Source organism: Xanthomonas sp. PPL134, from assembly GCF_040595915.1.
Classification (GTDB): domain Bacteria; phylum Pseudomonadota; class Gammaproteobacteria; order Xanthomonadales; family Xanthomonadaceae; genus Xanthomonas_A; species Xanthomonas_A indica.
Genome location: NZ_JAMDLL010000015.1, coordinates 1 through 17464, shown reverse-complemented (window position 1 = coordinate 17464; position 17464 = coordinate 1). Strand labels below are relative to the sequence as shown.

The window sequence follows — 17464 nt, the reverse complement described above, 5'->3', positions numbered from 1 at the left end:
TGTGGGGGGTGGCGGGAAACGGAGGGTCAGTATTCGCCTGTCATCACCCGGCGTCCAATATATGATCGACCGACCTTCCATATGTTCTGGATATGACATGGAACTGCGCCATCTGCGCTACTTCCTGGCCGTGGCCGAGGCCGGACACTTCACCCGCGCCGCCGCGCAGTTGGGCATCCAGCAACCGCCGCTGAGCCAGCAGATCCGCGCGCTGGAGGAGGAACTGGGCACGCCGCTGTTCGTGCGCACGCCGCGCGGTGCCGAGCTCACCGATGCCGGCCGCGCCTTCCGCACCGAAGCGCGGCGCGTGCTCGCCGACCTGGAACGCGCCGGCGACGCCGCGCGCCGCGCCGCGCGCGGCGAGAGCGGCGTGCTGCGGCTCGGCTTCACCGCCTCGGCCGCGTTCAACCCGATCGTGCCGACCCTGGTGCGCGGCTTCCGCCGCGGTTGGCCGGCGGTGACGCTGGCGCTGGAGGAGACCAACACCGCCGGCCTGCTCGCCGCGCTGCTGCAGGGACGGCTGGATGCGGCCTTCATCCGCTACAGCGTGGCCACGCCCTCGGAATTGCAGTTGCTCAAGTTGCCCGACGAGCCGATGAAGATCGCGGTGCCGGCCGCGCACCGCCTGGCCAAGCGGCGCCGCGCGCCACTGTCGGCCTTGGCCGGCGAACCCTTCATCCTGTTCCCGCGCAGCTTCGGCACCAGCCTGTACGACGAGATCCTCGATGCCTGCCGCCAGGCCGGCTTCGAACTGAAGATCGAACAGGAAGCGCCGCAGATGTCCTCCATCGTCAACCTGGTCGCCGCCGAACTGGGCGTATCGGTGGTCCCGGCCTCCACCGCGCAGGTGCAGTTGCCCGGCGTGCGCTACCTGGACATCGACGGCCGCGTGCCGATGGCGCGCCTGGCGCTGGCCGCGCTGCCGGCTACCGCGCAGGCGATGCCGATCGTGCGCCACCTGTGGCAGCTGGCGCAGGGGCATGCGGCGGGCGGGCGTGGGTAGGGGTGCTGCACTTCCCTAGCTGCAATGTAGGAGCGGCTTTAGCCGCGAGCTTTTCCCGGTAGACGAGAGCAAAGGCTTTCGCTTGAGATTTGCCTGTCGGACGAGACGAAGAACCGTAGGAGCGGCTTCGGCCGCGACAGGCTCTATCGGGAAAGCCCGTCGCGGCTGAAGCCGCTCCTACGAGATACGAGATACGAGGAACGCGAGCGCTCAACCCAGATGCGTGCGGACCGCTTCGTCGATCTTGGCTGGCGGCACGAAGCCGGGCACGCGCGCCACTTCCTCGCCCTGGCGGAACAGCATCAGCGTCGGCGTCTGGCGCAGGCCCTGAGCGCGGAAGAAGTCCTCGCCCACGTCCTCCATCTTCACCTTGAGCAGGGTCACGCCCTGCGCCGTGTCGCTCTCGGCGAAGCGCTCCAGCGACTTGTCGAGCATGCGGCAACCGGGGCAGTTGTCCTTGTTGAAATCGGCCAGCACGCGCGGGTGCGCGGCAAGCGCATCGGCGAACTGTTCGGCGCTGGAGACGGTGATGGTGGTGAGCATGGGACGGAACCTTGTCTGATGTCGGAGGAAACACGGCGTGTGATGACGACGCCGGTGCTACCAGGAAAACGGATGGACGACGGCGTCAGCCGCTGCCATGCAGCGGCAACCCCATCGCAGCGAACCCGCCCGCACCGGCGGACGGGGGCTCGGTAGCGGCCGCTGCCGATGCGCCTGCCGAAGACGCCCGCGCCGCGCGCAACGCCAGCACCTGCGCACACCAGGCGTCGATCGCCGCGTTGTCGCGGTCGCCATGCGGCATCTGCTCGATCTCCAGCAACGGATAGACGCTGTCGAAGAACCGTGCGATGCGCTTGACCGCACCGCAGTAATACTCCAAGCCCCACTGCGTCTCGCCGGTGCCGAACGCCGCCACCTCGATCGTCTTGCCCACCGCCTCGACCAGTTCGGCGATGTAGCGCTTCATCTCCGCCGGCGTGCGCCCGGCGTTGTCGGTCCAGCTGCCGAGCAGATGCAGATCGAACTGCGCCGCGTTCGCGGCATCGCCGAGCGCACCCCGCAACGTCTGCAGGTCGGTATGGATCCAGGTCACCGCGTGCCCCGCCGCCTCGCACTGCGCATGCACGCGGCGGGCGACGTCGCGGGTATTGCCGCTGAGCGAAGCGTAGGCGAGCAAGATTTTCATGAGGCGGGGATTCGGGATTGGGGATTCGTCAGAGCGCGGAGACTTGCCTTTACCAATCCCCATTCCCGATTCCCCAATCCCGGCTCTTCAGAGATCGTCGAAGCCGTTGTCCGAGTTGGTCTTCTTGTAGCTGGCGTTGCGCATCTCGAAGAAGTCGGTCTTGGTCTCGGTGAAGTTGTCGGCGTAGGCCTTGATCCACGGCATCACGTTGTCGCTGGCGCCGCTGTACAGCTTCTCGATGCCGAGCATGCCGGACATCTTGTTGGCGCGGTACTTCACGTACTGGATCATTTCGTCCACGTCGATGCCCTCGATGCCGTCGAGCACTTCCGAGGACCACTCGGTCTCCAGGCGGATCGCGTGTTCGAAGGCCTGGTGCACGTAGTCGGTCAGCTCGTTGGTCTGCAGCTCGGCGTTCTCGCCGATGATGGCGCGGATCAGCTCGCTGATGAACTTGGTGTGGGCCAGCTCGTCGCGGTTGATGAAGCTGATGATCTTGCCGGTGCCGGTCATGCGGTTCTGCCGCACCAGGTTGTAGAAATACGCGAAGCCGGAATAGAAGTTGATGCCTTCCAGGATCGAGGACTGGATCAGCGAGCGCAGCAGGGTCTCTGCGGTCTTCTCGCGCATGAAGTCGTCGTAGGCCTGCATGATCGGCTGGTTGCGCGCGATGATGGTCGGATGCGTCCGGGCGATCTCGAACACGCGGTTCTGGTCGGCCAGGCCGGCGATCGACGCCAGCACGTACGAGTAGCTCTCGTTGTGGATCACTTCCTGCTGGCCGATGATCGCGGCGTTGGCGTGCGCGGCCGGGTCGGTGATGTATTCGGCGACGTTGTAGATGAAACGCGTCTGCGGCGAATCCAGCGTGGCCAGCAGGCCGATGATCGAGTCGTAGGCGTTCTTCTCGCGCGCCGACAGCTCCCCGTACTGCTTGGCATCGCCCTTCATGTCCACTTCGTCGGGGATCCAGAAGTTGGTCGACAGCTCCTTGTACGCCCGGTAGAAGGACGGGTACGGGATGTCGTTCCAGTTGAGGATGCCGCTGGTGGTGCCGTTGATGATGCCGGTGGAGCGGTTGGGGTGCAGCGGTTCGAGGATCTTGATGCGGTCGAGCGCGATGGCCATGGATGTGCTTCGGTAGTCGGGTGAACGGCGCCGGCGGACGGCGCGGGAATGCGGGAAGCGCGCGGCAGGAGCGGCCTGCCGCGCGGCGCTGGGCTCAGGCGCCCGCGATCAGCTCGAGCACCACTCGCACTCGCTGATGTCGATGTCGTTGGAGCGCACGTAGTACGTGGTCTTCAGGCCTTCCCTCCACGCGGTCATGTGCAGGTCCAGCAGGGTGCTGGCGCGGATGCCGCTGGGCACGTAGAAGTTGAAGCTGATCGACTGGTCGACGTGACGCTGGCGGCGCGCGTTCTGGCGCACGCTGGCGAACTGGTCGACCTTGTAGGCGCCCTTCTCGTAGTACGGATAGGTGTCCACGGTCAGCCCTGGCGCCACCACTGGGCGGCGGAAGTCCTTCTTCTCTTCGTAGTAGAACGCGCTGTAGATCGGGTCGATCGACGCGGTGGAGCCGGCGATCTGCGCGGTGCTCATGTTCGGCGCCACCGCCACCATCCAGGCGTTGCGCACGCCGTGCACGCTCACCTGCGCGGCCAGTTCCTGCCACTCGGCGCTGTCGTAGCCGCGCTTGGTGAAGTACTCGCCGTTCTGCCAGTCGCTGCCCTTGAACACCTTGTACGCGCCCTTCTCCTTGGCCAGCGCCAGGCTCGCCTGGATGGTCAGGTAGTTGATGCGTTCGTACAGCGAATCGCTGTACGCCTCGGCGTCCGGCGAATTCCAGTCGATGCCCTTCTGCGCCAGCAGGTGGTGCCAGCCGAAGGTGCCCAGACCGATCGCGCGGTACTTCTGGTTGGTGATGGTGGCCTGCGGCACCGGCAGTTCGTTGAGGTCGATGACGTTGTCGAGCATGCGCACCTGGACGCGGATCAGCCGCTCCAGGATGTCCGGCGACAGCAGGTCCGGCTGCGCGGTCACCGCACGGCCCAGGTTCACCGAGGACAGGTTGCACACGACGAAGTCGCCGGCCTGCTTGGTGGTGACGATCTGATCGCCGCTGATCATCTCCTGGATGACCCGGGTCGGGCTCATGTTCTGCAGGATCTCGGTGCACAGGTTGCTGGAATAGACCATGCCCTGGTGCTTGTTCGGGTTCATGCGATTGACTTCGTCGCGATAGAACATGAACGGGTTGCCGGTCTCCAGCTGGCTGACCATGATGCGCTTGAACATGTCGATGGCCTTGACCACCTTGCGGCCGATGCGCTCGTCGGCCACCACTTCCTCGTAGCGGGCGCGGAAGCTGCCTTCGCCGCGCTTCTCGTCGAAGAAGTCCTGCAGGTACCAGCCCTTGACCTCCTTCACCTCGTGCGGGTCGAACAGGTACCACTCGCCGCGGCGTTCCACCGCTTCCATGAAGATGTCCGGCACGCACACCGCGGTGAACACGTCGTGCGCGCGCAGGCGCTGGTCGCCGTTGTTCAGGCGCAGGTCCAGGAACGCCTCGATGTCGCGGTGCCAGATGTCCAGGTACACGGCAATGGCGCCCTTGCGCTGGCCGAGCTGGTCCACCGACACGGCGGTGTTGTTGAGCTGCTTGATCCACGGCACCACGCCGCCGCTGGAGTTCTTCACCCCGCGGATCGCCGAACCGGAGGAACGCACGTAGCCCAGGTAGGCGCCGACGCCGCCGCCGTGCTTGGACACGCGCGCCACGTCGGTGTTGGAGTCGTAGATGCCCTGCAGACTGTCGTCGACGGTGTCGATGAAGCAGCTCGACAGCTGCCCGCCGATCTTGCCGGCGTTGGCCAGGGTCGGCGTGGCGACGGTCATGTACAGGTTGGACAGCGCCCAGTAGGCCTCGCCGACCAGCTGCATGCGGCGCTCGCGCGGCTTCTCGTCCTGCATCAGGTACAGGGCGATGGTCAGCCAGCGCTCCTGCGGCAGTTCGTACACCTTGCGCGAGTTGTCGGTGGCCAGGTAGCGCGTGGCCAGCAGGTACAGGCCGTTGTAGGCGAACAGCTTGTCGCGCTCCGGATCGATCATGCGGCCGGCTTCGGCCAGTTCGTCCTTGGAGTAGTTCTTGAGGATGTCGATCGAGTACACGCCGCGGTCGGCCAGGCTTTCCTGCAGGCCGACGTAGGAGCCGTACTTCTCGCCGGCATCGTAGAAGCGGTTCTTGCTGGCGCGCTTGTACAGGCGGTCCAGGTACAGGCGCGCGGCGAAGTACTCCCACTCCGGCGTGGCGATGTCCACGCGCGACTCGGCCTCGCGGATCAGGTAGTCGACCATGTCGTCGGCCGACAGGCTTTCCTTCTTCTCGATGAAGGCGAAGGCCTTGCGCTCGTAGTCGCTCACGTCCAGCTGCGGGAACTCGGCGTGGATCCGGTCCAGGGTGCGCTGCAGGCGCGAGCGGTCGAAGGCCATGCGGCGGTTGCCGCCGTCCTTGACGATCCAGGTCACGGCGCGCTGGTCGTTGCTCGGCTCGCTGCTGGCCGGTTCCGGCTGGGCAGTGGCGGCAGCGGTCGTGGGGTCGACGGCGGCGTCGACGGACGCGGTGGCCGGCAGGCTGTGGGTCTGGCTCATGAAGGTCTCCAAGCGTGGTGCACGCGGCCGCCCGACCCTCGCAGGCAGCGGTCCGACCGGATCGGCGGGTGGGCAGGCGGTGTCGCGAAGACTGCAAACGGCGCAGGCACCAGGCCTGCGGGCGGTCCACGCTGCACCGACCCTCTCCCCCCGGAGATCGCACGGTCGGCGCCGCGCGGTGTGCTTCGCGCGGCTGTCGGCAGGTCTTCGGGCTGATGGGCGACGGCCGCGTGGCCGGTTCCTAGCCCGTCGCTTCCCAAGGCGGGCGCCTCAGTGCGGATGACGGGTTCGTTCCCAATTACCGCTGCGGGGCAGCGCCGGAATTGGCGTTGGCACGCCGCACCGGCTTCCCTTTTGATCCCGCGGCTTGGGGCCGCAGGAACCGACCACCCCAAGATAGTGTGGTCGGCCAACGGCGTCAACGCTAAATATGGGTCAAATTACGAAAACCTAAGCCTGGCAACGGTTTGCCGATTTCCGGCAGCGCCGGCCCGTCCGCGTAGGCCATTCTCGGCCGTGATCGGGCTGTGAAGCCGGCCGCTGGCGGAGACCTTCCGCCCCCGCCGACACCTCGCGCCGCGCCGATGCTTACGGGCGGCACGGCCCCACCGTGCCGCCCGCGTCGGTGCAGGTGCCGGTGTGGACGACACTGCCGTCCTGCACGCTGGTACTGCCCTGGTAGCTCCCCTGCGCGCCGTCGACACTGCTCTGGCGGCTGCCGCTGAGGGTGCCGTCGGCGGCCCGGACCAGACTGCCGCTGCTGCTGGCACTGGCGCCGTCGGCGCGCTGCACGCTGGCACTGCCCTGGCGGCTGGCGCTGCCGTCGGCATCGCGGTACGCACTGCCCTGGCGCGTGGCGCTGCCGCCGGCGGTCGTCGCGCGGGTGGCGGCACTGCTTGCGCTGGCGTTGCCCTGGCCGTCGGCCTGCCACTGCCGGGCCCGCTGCACGCTGCCGTGGGCGCCGCTGGCGCTGGCCTGAACGGCGGCGTGGCGGATGCCATCGGTGGCGCCGGCGCTGCGTGTGCGGGTGTGCTCGCGCGCGTGGGCGATGGGCGCGGCCAGGACGCCGGCGGCCAGCGCCAGCAGCAAGCAGGTGGTGCGAGGGGACAGCGACATGGCGTTCTCCGGTGACGGCAGCGGCATGCTGCCGAGGTCACCGTAGCCACGGCGCCGGCGCGCGGGGCACCGCATCGGCCAGCAGATGTTGCCGCAGCCCGCGGCGGAAACATCCGCTTACAGTTGCGCCGCGGCCGCCGTTGCCGTAGGGCGCCGGCGCAGCCGATAGTGGCATCCATGCACGATGCCGCGCCCGCTCCCCGCCTGCTGCTGGTCGACGACGACGACCGCCTGCGCGCCCTGCTGTGCCGCTACCTGGAGAGCCAGGGCTTCGCGGTCAAGGCGGTGGCCGACGGCGTGCAACTGCAGCAGGCGCTGGCGCGCGGCCACTACGACCTGGTGGTGCTGGACCTGATGCTGCCCGGCGAGAACGGCCTGGAGATCTGCCGACGCCTGCGCGGCCAGGGCGACGCCACCCCGATCGTGATGCTGACCGCCAAGGGCGACGAGATCGACCGCATCGTCGGCCTGGAGATCGGCGCCGACGACTACCTGCCCAAGCCGGTCAACCCGCGCGAGTTGCTGGCGCGGATCCGCGCGGTGCTGCGCCGCACCCGCCCGGGCGGCGCCGGCGCGCCGCAGCCGGACGGCGGCGAGATCGGCTTCGGCCGCTTTCGCCTGCACCTGGGACGGCGCGAACTGCGCCGCGACGACGCACCGCTGAAGCTGACCACCGCCGAATTCGCGGTGCTGTCGGTGCTGCTGCGGCACCCGCAGCAGCCGCTGAGCCGCGACCGCCTGTCCAGCCTGGCGCACGGCCGCGAGCACGAGCCGCTGGGCCGCAGCATCGACGTGATCGTCGCGCGCCTGCGCAAGCTGCTGGAGGACGACGTGCGCACGCCACGGCTGATCCAGACCGTGTGGGGCGTGGGCTACGTGTATGTGCCGCCGGAACCGCAGGCATGAGCGCGCCTGCCTCCCGCGCCGCCGGCTGGCCACGCAGTCTGTTCGGGCAACTGGCCCTGGTGATCGCGCTGGTGCTGGCCGGCGCCGGCCTGCTGGCGCTGCTGCTCGGCCGCGAACTGGCGTTGCGGCCGGCGGCGCAGCAGCAACTGCGGGTCTTGCACGGCTTCGCCAATGTCGCCGAGGCGCTGCAGCGTTCGCCGGCCGCCGCCGCGCTGGCGCCGGCGTTGCGCGAGGCCGGCCAGCAGGTGCGCACCGCGCCGCCCACGGCCAGCGCCGTCGGCCCGCTGGCCGACGCCGTGCAGCGCCGCGCGGCCGACCAGCTCGGCCCCGGGCGCGCGCTGCGCCGCGACGCCGACGGCACCCTGTGGCTGCAGCTGGCCACGCCCACGCCGCTGTGGATCGCGTTCTCCAGCCAGCCGCGCGGACACGGCCTGCGCCGATTCTCGGTGGCGATGCTGGCCGCCTGCACGCTGCTGGTCTGGCTCGCCGCTGCGCTGGTCGCGCGGCGGCTGGTGCGACCGCTGCGGCAACTGGCGCAAGCCGCGCCGCACCTGGTGCGCGGCGAACAGGCCGGCCCGATCGCCACCGGCGGCCCGCGCGAAGTCGCCGCGCTGGCGCAGGCGCTCACCGAAGCCAGCGCCGAGGTGCGCCACGCCGCGGCCGAGCGTGCGCTGCTGCTGGCCGGCATCTCCCACGACCTGCGCACCCCGCTGACCCGGCTGCAGTACGCGCTGGCACTGCTGCCGCAGGTGGAGCCGGCGTTGCGCGAGGGCATGGAGCGCGACATCGGCGAGATCGACGCGATCCTGGCGCAATTCATCGCCTACGCCCGCGACGGCCGCGACGAACCCGCCGTGGCCCTGGACCTGGCCGACCTCTGCCGGCAGGCGCTGGCCGCGGCGCAGCCCGGCTGGGACTGCGAACTGCCCGCACAGGCGCCGCTGCACGGGCGGCCGCTGGCGCTGCAGCGCGCGCTCGGCAATCTCATCGGCAATGCCGAGCGGCACGGCGCCGCGCCGTTCCAGCTGCGCCTGCACGGCGACGGCGGCGATGGCTGGCGCATCGAGGTGCGCGATCACGGCCCCGGCCTGGACCCGGCGCTGGCCGCGCGTGCACTGCAGCCGTTCGTGCACGGCGGCCACGGCGGCAGCGGACTGGGCCTGGCGATCGTCGAGCGGGTCGCGCGCCAGCATCGCGGCCAGTTGCTGCTGCAGCCCATCGCCCCGCACGGCTTGTGCGCCACCCTGCACCTGCGCCCGGCATGACCCGGCGCGTGCCGGCGCCCACATGGGCCGGCCGCGCCACGACCTCGCTCGCCGTCCTTCAAGGAGTGCTCCGCCCATGCGCCTGTCCCGCCCCTCGCCCGCCCATGGCCTGCTCGCCCTGGCGCTGCTGCTGCCCTTGCTCGCCGCCGCCCCCGGCCAAGCCCAGGACGGGCGCCTGCGCACACGCCTGCTGCAGCGCCTGCAGGGCGACCGCGCCCACACCGCGCCTGCGCCACTGCCAGCCGGGGCGCAGGTGCTGCGCGACGTCGCCTACGGCCCGGACCCGGCGCAACGCATGGACGTGTACCTGCCGGCCGGCGCGCGCCAGGCCCCGCTGATCGTGATGGTGCACGGCGGCGGCTGGGCCGATGGCGACAAGGACAACCCGGGCGTGGCCGCCAACAAGGTCGCGCACTGGCTGCCGCAAGGCCAAGCGCTGGTGTCGGTGAACTACCGCCTGCTGCCGCAGGCGACGCCACTGCAGCAGGCGCAGGACGTGGCGCGCGCGGTGGCGCGGATCCAGCACCTGGCGCCGCAGTGGGGCGCCGATCCGGCGCGGCTGGTGCTGATGGGGCACTCGGCCGGCGCGCACCTGGTGAGCCTGCTGGACCTGTCGCCGGACCTGCTGGCGCAGGCCGGGGCGCGCCGACCGCTGGGCACGGTGGCGCTGGACAGCGCCGCGATGGACGTGGAGCAGGTGATGCAGCAACGGCATCTGCCGCTGTACGACCGCGCGTTCGGCAGCGCACCCAGCGACTGGATCGCCGACTCGCCGTACCACGTCATGGGCGCCAGCGCGCCGCCGCTGCTGGCGGTGTGCTCCAGTCGCCGCGCCGATGCCTGCGCACAGGCGCGGCGCCTGGCCACCAAGGCCAACGCCCGCGGCATCCGTGTCGAGGTGCTGCCGCAGGATGCAAGCCACGCCGAACTCAACCGCGACCTGGGCCTGCCCTCGGCCTATACCGCGGCGGTGGACGCGTTCCTGCGCACGCTGCGCTGAGCGCGGCGCACGGCCCCCGCGACACCGGGCTCAGGTCACCATGCACTGCTGCAGCAGCAACGGCAGCGCCATCGCGGCGCTGTCGCGCCAGTGCAGGTCGGCGCGCGCCGACAGCGCGCTGGGTTCGGGATTGATCTCGACCACGCAGGCGCCGCGCTCCTTGGCCTGCAGCGGCAGGCCGGCGGCCGGATAGACCAGGCCGGAACTGCCGATCACCAGCACCAGGTCGGCGGCGTCCGCCGCGGTCTGCGCCCGCGCCCACTCCGCCGGCGGCAGCGCTTCGCCGAACCACACCACGCCTGGGCGCACCGTGCCGCCGCAGGCCGCGCACACCGGCGGCGGCAACCGTTGGCTGGGCGTCTGCACGTCGATCGGCGGCAGCAGCCCGCGCCAGGGCTGGCCGCAGTCGCTGCAGCGCAGCGCCGACAGGCGGCCGTGCACGTGCGCGGCGACCTCGCTGCCGGCACGCTGGTGCAGATCGTCCACGTTCTGGGTCACCAGGGTGGTGTGGCGGATCTCGGCCAGGCGCGCCAGCGCCAGGTGCCCGGCATGCGGCTGCGCCTGCGCCACGATCGCCATGCGCCAGCGGTACCAGCCCCAGACCAGGGCCGGGTCGGCGCGCCAGGCGTCCTCGGTGGCCAGTTGCTCGGGATCGAAGCGCGACCACAGGCTGTCGTCCTGGCCGCGGAAGGTCGGCACCCCGCTCTCGGCGGACATGCCGGCGCCGGTCAGCACCAGCACGCGGCGCGCGCCCTGCAGGAAGGCGGCGACGGTCTCGGCGTTGTAGGCGGAACTGAGCATGGCGCGCCCGCTTTGATGAAGCGCACACTATTGCATTGACGCAAGGCAGCCTCAATGTGCGCGGCAACACGCGCGGGCCTGCAACGCGAACGGGCGGCCAGTGGCCGCCCGTCGCGTGTCGCCATGGACCGGCGCAGGCGCCGGCCCGGACATCCCGCTGGCTCAGTCGAGCACGACCAGCTTGACGTCGATGTTGCCGCGGGTGGCGTTGGAGTACGGGCACACCTGGTGCGCCTTCTCCACCAGCGATTCGAGCGTGGCGCGCTCCAGGCCCGGCACCGCGATGCGCAGTTCCACGGCGATGCCGAAGCCGCCCGGGATCTGGCCGATGCCGACATGGCCTTCGATGCTCGGCTCGGCCGGCAGCTTCACCTTCTCCTGCCCGGCGACGAACTTCAGCGCGCCGATGAAGCAGGCCGAGTAGCCGGCCGCGAACAGCTGCTCCGGATTGGTGCCGTCGCCGCCGGCGCCGCCCAGCTCGCGCGGGGTCGACAGCTTGACGTCCAGCGCCTTGTCCGGGGTGGCGGCGCGGCCGTCGCGGCCCCCGGTGGCGGTGGCAGTGGCGGTGTAGACGATGGTGGTCGGTGAAGCCATGGTGGTTCTCCTAGCAGGGCGGCGCCGCGGCGCCATGGGGTAGAGGGGAATGGGGATAGAGGGAATGCGCGATCGGGCGGGATTCGCTCAGGCCGCAGCCTGCAACTTGCCGCGGACCTCTTCCAGGTCGTGCTTGAGCCGGGTCAGTTGCTGCAGGTCGCAGGCGACCGCGCACAGCACGCCTTCCGGCACCGCCTGCGCACGCGCACGCAGGGCCTGGCCCTCGGCGGTCAGCGCGATCAGCACGCGGCGCTCGTCGTCGGCGGCGCGACTGCGGGTCAGCAGGCCGACCGCCTCCAGGCGCTTGAGCAGCGGGGTCAGCGTGGCCGAGTCCAGGAACAGGCGCTCGCCGATGTCCGAGACGCTGCGCTGGTCCTGCTCCCACAGCACCAGCATCACCAGGTACTGCGGATAGGTCAGGCCGAGGTCGCGCAGCAGCCCGCGGTAGAGCTTGTGCATCGCCAGGTTGGCCGAATACAGCGCGAAGCACAGCTGGGTGTCCAGCTTCAGCAGGGCGGTGGCGTCAGGGGGAGAGGTGCGGTCCATGGGTGGTAAATTACATCGTGCGCTATTCAATAGCAAGCGATATTTTGCCCCGCACTAACTCCCTGCTGAAGCGAGCGCCGCGTCCTGCCACCTGCCGCCGCCGGCGCAGGACTACGCTGCCGCGCATCCCCGAGGAGCTTCCGCATGCGCGCATCGTTCCTGCTGCTGGCCGCGCTCGGCGCTGCCCCCATCGTGCCCAACATCCTGCCCCACGGCCCGGTGCTGGTCGGTGCCGGCGCCGACGCACTGGCCCGCGAAACCCGCCGCCAGTGCCCCGACGTGCCGACCGACCGCTTGACCCCCGCCGACCTGCTCGATGCCGAGGAGCGCTTTCGCGACGGATTGGCCGCGGCGCAGCGCCAGGCGATGGATCGGCAGTTGCCGCAGGACGGCGCGTCCGGGCCGGCCCGCTGCGCACACCGCGAGGGCGGCGCCAGTTGCCTGGCGGCCACCTATCTGGAAGAGATTGCAGGCGCGGGCCTGATGCCGCGCTTCGTCGCCGGGCTGTGCCGGCCCGGCGCGGTGCGCTGAGCGCGCGTGGCCGCTGTCGCGCTCAGACCCGATGCGCGGCCGACAGGTACTCGGCGCTCTGCATCTCGATCAGCCGCGAGGCGGTGCGCTCGAAGGCCCCGGCCAGGCGCTCGCCGGTGTAGAGCAGCGGCGGCGGATCCTGTGCGGTGCAGACCAGGTTGACGTGGCGGTCGTACAGCTCGTCGATCAGGTTGACGAAGCGCCGCGCCGCATCCTCGTTCATGCGGTCGAAGTGCGGGATGCCGCCGAGCAGCACGGTGGTGAACTCGTGCGCGATCTCGATGTAGTCGCTGGGACCGCGCGGGCCTTCGCACAAGGCGACGAAATCGAACCAGACGATGCTCTTGCCGCGCGCACGCACCGGGATCTTGCGCCCTTCGATCTCGATGTTGCCGCGGCGCGCCTCGGCCTTGCCGGTCAGCGCGCCCCAGCGTTCCCCCAGCCAGGCGTCGCTGTCCTCGGCCAGCGGCGCGCGGTACACCGGCGAACGGGTCAGCGCGCGCATGCGGTAGTCCTCGGTGCCCTCGGCGTACAGCTCCACGCAGTAGGTCTGCAGCAGCGCGATCGCCGGCAGGAAGCTGTCGCGCTGCAGGCCGTTGAGGTACAGGTTCTGCGGCGCGGTGTTGGAGGTGGTGACCAGGGTCACGCCCTCGGCGAACAGGCGCTCGAGCAGGCGCGAGAGCAGCATCGCATCGCCGATGTCGGTGACAAAGAACTCGTCCAGCACCAGCACGCGCAGCCGGCTGCGCCACTCCTGCGCGATCTTCGCCAGCGGATCGCTCTGCCCGGCATGCTCGCGCAGACGCTCGTGCACGCCGCGCATGAAACGGTGGAAATGCGTGCGGTACTTCCGCGTGATCGGCAGGCCGTCGTAGAACAGATCGACCAGGAAGGTCTTGCCGCGGCCGACCCCGCCCCAGAAGTACAGGCCGCGCACCGGCTCGGGCTTCTTCCAGAACGCCGACAGGCGGTCCAGCCAGCCCTCCTGGTCGCCATCGACGATGGCGACGTGGATGCGGTCCAGTTCGGCCAGCGCCGCATGCTGGGCCGGATCGTCGCGCCAGTCGCCGCGCGCCACGCCCTCGGCGTAGCGCTGCGACGGCAATGTCGCCGCGCTCACGCCTGCGCCGCCGGCAGCCAGGCCTTGACCGCGTGCTGCAGCGCGCCGCGCAGGTCGATCAGCTTGCGATGGAAGAAGTGGCTGGTGTCGGGCATGCGCACCAGTTGCGGTTGCGTCTCCAGGGTTTCGAGCCAGTCATACACGGCCTGCGGATCGACGATCTCGTCGGCCTCGCCCTGGATCACCAGCCACTGCGGCGGCGGCGCCATGTCGGAAAAATCCCAGCGCCCGGCCGGTGGCGCGATCGAGATCAGCACCTGCGGCTGCAGCGCCGCGCTGGCCCGCAGCGAGACGTAGGCGCCGAAGCTGAAACCGGCCAGCCACAGCGCGTCGTGCGGACGTTGCGCGCGCACCCAGGCGGCCACCGCGGCCAGGTCCTGCTGCTCGCCGTCGCCGTGGTCGAAGCTGCCGGCGGAGGCGCCGACGCTGCGGAAATTGAAGCGCACCACGCGCACGCCCAGTTCGCGCAGCGCGCGCGCGACCATGGTCACCACCTTGTTGTGCATGCTGCCACCCTCGGTGGACAGCGGATGGCAGACGATGGCGGTGACCGGCAGCGCGGCCACGTCGGCGTCGGGCAGATCGACCGCGGCCTCGATCGGGCCGGCGGGGCCTTGCAGCGTCAACGCGCCGGAGGCGGTGGGGAAAGCGGGAGAGGTCATGCGGTCATAATACCGGGGCTGGGTCGCGGCCACATGCCGAAGCGGTGCACGCAGCGTTCTTTTTCCTCCCGATCCGGATGCTGCGCGTGGTCTTCGTCCTGTTGAGTGTGGTGTGCAGCGTGCTGGTCTCGGCGCTGCTGAAGCTGGCGCCGCAGCGGCGCATCGACCTGGCCCAGGCGGTGACCTGGAATTACCTGGCGGCGCTGGCGCTGTGCGCGGCCCTGCTGCACCCGCCGCTGGCCGCGCTGAAAGACGCGCATACGCCATGGGCGGCGCTGCTGGCCCTGGGCGTGCTGCTGCCGGGCATCTTCCTGGTGCTGGGCCGCGCGGTGGCCAGCGCGGGCATCGTGCGCACCGACGCCGCGCAACGGCTGTCGCTGCTGCTGTCGCTGGCGGCGGCCTTCCTCTGGTTCGGCGAACGCGGCAACGCCGCCAAACTGGCCGGCCTGGCGCTGGGCCTGCTGGCGATCGCCGGCATCGTGCGGCGGCCTGCGCCGGCACCGCACGGCGCCGCACGCACCGCGCCGTGGCTGCTGCTGGTGTGGGTCGGCTTCGCCACGATCGACGTGCTGCTCAAGCGCATCGCCCAGGCCGGCACGCCGTTCGCCGCCTCGCTGCTGGTCGCCTTCGCGCTGGCCTTCGTGCTGCTGCTGGGCGTGCAGCTGTGCCGCCACCTGCGCGGCACCGCGCCGCTGGCCTGGCGCAACCTCGGCGCCGGCCTGCTGCTGGGCGCGCTCAACTTCGGCAACATCCTGTTCTACGTGCGCGCGCACCAGGCCCTGCCGGACAGCCCGGCCAGCGTGTTCGCGGCGATGAACCTGGGCGTGATCGGCCTGGGCACCCTGCTCGGCGTGGCCGTCTTCGGCGAACGCACCAACCGCTGGAACCGCCTCGGCCTGCTGCTGGCGGTGCCGGCGATCGTGCTGATCGCGCTGGGTGCGCGCGGCTAACCTGCAGCGCGCGCCTGCGCGTCCCAGGTCCGACTCCCGAATTCCAGGCCGCTCAACGCCTATCCGCTCTGGACACCGCTCACCGCGAATCGTCGGCCCTGGCGCTGGCAACCATCCCTCGGCGCCCGCAGCCCGCTCTTACGATTCCCCACTCCCGATTCCCGATTCCCGGCCCCTCAACGCCTCCACACCGGAAACGGATCCTCCAACCCCTGCCACGCCACCGGCCCCTGCCGCAGCTCGGTATCGTCGAGCAGGCAGGCATCGAGTTCGGCGCGCACCCGCGCCTCGTCCAGACCGACGCCGATCACCGCCAGTTCCTGGCGGCGGTCGCCCCACAGCGGATGCCACATCGCGCGCAACGCCGCGTACTCGCGCGCATCGCCGACCTCCTCGGCCTGCGGCGGCGGCGCGTTCCAGCACGCGGTCTGCTGGCGCTGCCAGCCCAGCTCGGTGTACGGCAGCGGCGACGGCGGCAATACCAGCGGCGTCTCCAGCAGGCCGCGGTCCACGCGCTCGCGTGCCGCGTACCAGAAGCCGGCCGCCTGGGTCTGAGTGGCCGCGCCAACGATGGACAGTTCGCCGACCCAGTCCATGCGGCTGGCCAGCCAGAAGAAGCCCTTGCTGCGGATCACGTCGCGCAGGCCGCGCTGCGCCAGCCGCGCGAAGCGCAACGGGTGGAACGGCCGGCGCGCGCGATAGACGAAGCTGCCGATGCCGAACTGCTCGGTCTCCGGTGCATGTTCGCCGCGCAGCGCCTGCATCCAGCCCGGCGCCAGCTGCGCGCGCACGAAGTCGAAGCGGCCGGTATCCAGCACCAGCTCCAGCGGCACGTCGCCGCGGCTGGCCTCGACGATGCGCGCATCGCGGTTGAGCGCGCGCAGCACCGCGCGGGTGCGGTCGAGGGTGGCCGCATCGGCCAGGTCGGCCTTGCTGATCACGATCACGTCGGCGAACTCGATCTGCTCCACCAGCAGGTTGACCAACCCGCGCTCGTCGTCGGCCCCGGCCTGCAGGCCGCGGTCGGCCAGGCGCTCGGCCGAGCCGAAGTCGCGCAGGAAGCTGACCCCGTCGACCACGGTGAGCATGGTGTCCAGGCGCGCGACATCGGCCAGGCCGCGGCCGTCGGCATCGCGGACGGCGAAGGTCGCCGCCACCGGCATCGGCTCGGAGATGCCGGTGGATTCGATCAGCAGGTAGTCGTAGCGCCCGCTCTCGGCCAGGCGCTGCACCTCCTGGCGCAGGTCGTCGCGCAGCGTGCAGCAGATGCAGCCGTTGCTGAACTCGACCAGCGTCTCTTCGGTACGGCTGAGCGCGGCGCCGCCGTCGCGGATCAGCGCCGCGTCGATGTTGACCTCGCTCATGTCGTTGACGATCACCGCCACCCGGCGGCCATCGCGGTTGTGCAGCACGCGGTTGAGCAGGGTGGTCTTGCCGGCGCCAAGGAAGCCGGACAGGACGGTGACGGGGAGGCGGCGATCGGAAACGGCGGCAGTAGGCATGGCGGGCATCGGCGCGGAGGCGTGGCGGGCTATAAATGTTACTATATAACACTTGATGCATTGGAGCGACCGCCCATGAAATCCCTGCCGCAATCCTTCTTCGACGCCTCGGCGATGGTGTTGTCCGGGCTGTGCCTGCTGCACTGCCTGGCCTTGCCGTTGCTGGCCGCGGCGTTGCCGCTGTTCGGCGTCTGGGCCGAGGCCGAGTGGGTGCACGTGGTGTTCGTGGCGATCGCCGCGCCGTTGGCGGGGTTGGCGCTGTGGCGCGGGCACCAGCGCGATGCGCTGCCCTGGCCGCTGTGGACGCTGGCGGCGCTGGGGCTGCTCGGTCTGTTGGCCGGCGCCTTCGGCATTCCCGACGAGGCCAGCGAAACCGCGATGACGGTCAGCGGCAGTCTGGCCCTGGCCAGTGCGCACCTGTGGAACTGGCGGCGGCATCGGCAGCGTTGCCAGCATTGAGTGCAGGCGCGGGCGCGGGACATGCTGCATAGCGTGCGGTCGCCGAGCGGCAAGTAGGGTCGAGGCGCAGCTTGCTGTCGCTGTCGCCTTGGCAGTTGCCGTTGCCTCTGCTGTTGCTGACGCTTTGGCAGTTGCCGCTGCTTCTGCTGTTGCTGTTGCTCGGGCTTTTGAT

At 70.4% G+C, this 17464-nt stretch carries 18 protein-coding genes and 1 riboswitch; of the genes, 7 read left to right on the top strand and 11 right to left on the bottom strand.

Features of this window, described 5'->3' with window-relative positions; all coding sequences use genetic code 11:
- The first annotated feature begins 97 nt into the window (after window positions 1-97).
- A complete protein-coding gene (locus M3U25_RS18355) occupies window positions 98-1003 on the top strand; it encodes a LysR family transcriptional regulator (protein WP_355503185.1) in 906 nt (301 codons plus the stop codon).
- A 210-nt stretch (window positions 1004-1213) separates the two neighbouring features.
- Here the strand turns inward: M3U25_RS18355 and M3U25_RS18350 are convergent, their stop codons facing one another.
- From M3U25_RS18350 to M3U25_RS18330, 5 genes are all read right to left on the bottom strand, one after another.
- Window positions 1214-1546, bottom strand: coding sequence for a thioredoxin family protein (locus M3U25_RS18350; protein ID WP_019798422.1), 333 nt, complete (start codon window positions 1544-1546; stop codon window positions 1214-1216).
- An 85-nt stretch (window positions 1547-1631) separates the two neighbouring features.
- Window positions 1632-2192 carry a flavodoxin gene (locus M3U25_RS18345; protein WP_355503187.1) on the bottom strand — a complete coding sequence of 187 codons (561 nt, stop codon included), beginning with the start codon at window positions 2190-2192 and terminating at the stop codon, window positions 1632-1634.
- Between the two features lie 87 nt (window positions 2193-2279).
- Window positions 2280-3320, bottom strand: a complete 1041-nt coding sequence (locus M3U25_RS18340) for a ribonucleotide-diphosphate reductase subunit beta (protein WP_010340146.1) — start codon at window positions 3318-3320, stop codon at window positions 2280-2282.
- A 108-nt stretch (window positions 3321-3428) separates the two neighbouring features.
- The gene (locus M3U25_RS18335; protein WP_355503190.1) at window positions 3429-5840 is read right to left on the bottom strand and encodes a ribonucleoside-diphosphate reductase subunit alpha; all 2412 of its coding nucleotides are present in this window, start codon (window positions 5838-5840) and stop codon (window positions 3429-3431) included.
- A gap of 180 nt (window positions 5841-6020) precedes the next feature.
- A riboswitch (cobalamin riboswitch) is annotated at window positions 6021-6242 on the bottom strand.
- Between the two features lie 186 nt (window positions 6243-6428).
- A complete protein-coding gene (locus M3U25_RS18330) occupies window positions 6429-6956 on the bottom strand; it encodes a hypothetical protein (RefSeq protein ID WP_355503192.1) in 528 nt (175 codons plus the stop codon).
- A gap of 177 nt (window positions 6957-7133) precedes the next feature.
- Here M3U25_RS18330 and ompR point away from each other — a divergent pair, with 177 nt between their 5' ends.
- The 3 genes from ompR (at window position 7134) to M3U25_RS18315 (ending at window position 10127) form a co-directional block, all read left to right on the top strand.
- Entirely contained in the window at window positions 7134-7862 is a 729-nt protein-coding gene (gene ompR, locus M3U25_RS18325) for a two-component system response regulator OmpR (protein ID WP_242160132.1), read from the top strand.
- Window positions 7859-9127 carry an ATP-binding protein gene (locus M3U25_RS18320; RefSeq protein ID WP_355503195.1) on the top strand — a complete coding sequence of 423 codons (1269 nt, stop codon included), beginning with the start codon at window positions 7859-7861 and terminating at the stop codon, window positions 9125-9127. The genes ompR and M3U25_RS18320 overlap by 4 nt, the downstream gene beginning before the upstream one ends.
- A 76-nt stretch (window positions 9128-9203) precedes the next feature.
- On the top strand, window positions 9204-10127 hold the full coding sequence (locus tag M3U25_RS18315; protein ID WP_355503197.1) for an alpha/beta hydrolase: 924 nt from the start codon (window positions 9204-9206) through the stop codon (window positions 10125-10127).
- A gap of 30 nt (window positions 10128-10157) precedes the next feature.
- On the opposite strand, the gene M3U25_RS18310 is transcribed toward M3U25_RS18315, so the two are convergent.
- From M3U25_RS18310 to M3U25_RS18300, 3 genes are all read right to left on the bottom strand, one after another.
- Window positions 10158-10928 carry an NAD-dependent deacylase gene (locus M3U25_RS18310; protein WP_355503199.1) on the bottom strand — a complete coding sequence of 257 codons (771 nt, stop codon included), beginning with the start codon at window positions 10926-10928 and terminating at the stop codon, window positions 10158-10160.
- A gap of 162 nt (window positions 10929-11090) precedes the next feature.
- The gene (locus M3U25_RS18305) at window positions 11091-11522 is read right to left on the bottom strand and encodes an organic hydroperoxide resistance protein (protein WP_019800967.1); all 432 of its coding nucleotides are present in this window, start codon (window positions 11520-11522) and stop codon (window positions 11091-11093) included.
- 87 nt (window positions 11523-11609) lie between these two features.
- Window positions 11610-12068 (bottom strand): MarR family transcriptional regulator, encoded by a 459-nt coding sequence (locus M3U25_RS18300; protein ID WP_355503202.1) that lies wholly within the window; start codon window positions 12066-12068, stop codon window positions 11610-11612.
- 144 nt (window positions 12069-12212) lie between these two features.
- Between M3U25_RS18300 and M3U25_RS18295 the strand changes: the two genes are divergently transcribed.
- A complete protein-coding gene (locus M3U25_RS18295) occupies window positions 12213-12599 on the top strand; it encodes a hypothetical protein (protein ID WP_355503204.1) in 387 nt (128 codons plus the stop codon).
- 22 nt (window positions 12600-12621) lie between these two features.
- Here M3U25_RS18295 and zapE read toward each other — a convergent pair whose 3' ends face one another.
- Both zapE and M3U25_RS18285 read right to left on the bottom strand, forming a co-directional pair.
- A complete protein-coding gene (zapE, locus tag M3U25_RS18290; RefSeq protein ID WP_242160126.1) occupies window positions 12622-13719 on the bottom strand; it encodes a cell division protein ZapE in 1098 nt (365 codons plus the stop codon).
- On the bottom strand, window positions 13716-14381 hold the full coding sequence (locus tag M3U25_RS18285) for an alpha/beta family hydrolase (protein WP_355503207.1): 666 nt from the start codon (window positions 14379-14381) through the stop codon (window positions 13716-13718). The genes zapE and M3U25_RS18285 overlap by 4 nt, the downstream gene beginning before the upstream one ends.
- A gap of 86 nt (window positions 14382-14467) precedes the next feature.
- On the opposite strand from M3U25_RS18285, the gene M3U25_RS18280 reads away from it, so the two are divergent.
- Window positions 14468-15331 (top strand): EamA/RhaT family transporter, encoded by an 864-nt coding sequence (locus M3U25_RS18280; RefSeq protein WP_355503209.1) that lies wholly within the window; start codon window positions 14468-14470, stop codon window positions 15329-15331.
- Window positions 15332-15507: 176 nt separating this feature from the next.
- On the opposite strand, the gene M3U25_RS18275 is transcribed toward M3U25_RS18280, so the two are convergent.
- Window positions 15508-16833, bottom strand: coding sequence for a GTP-binding protein (locus M3U25_RS18275; protein WP_355503211.1), 1326 nt, complete (start codon window positions 16831-16833; stop codon window positions 15508-15510).
- Between the two features lie 75 nt (window positions 16834-16908).
- Between M3U25_RS18275 and M3U25_RS18270 the strand changes: the two genes are divergently transcribed.
- Window positions 16909-17292 carry a MerC domain-containing protein gene (locus M3U25_RS18270; RefSeq protein ID WP_242160123.1) on the top strand — a complete coding sequence of 128 codons (384 nt, stop codon included), beginning with the start codon at window positions 16909-16911 and terminating at the stop codon, window positions 17290-17292.
- The last annotated feature ends 172 nt before the right edge of the window (window positions 17293-17464 follow it).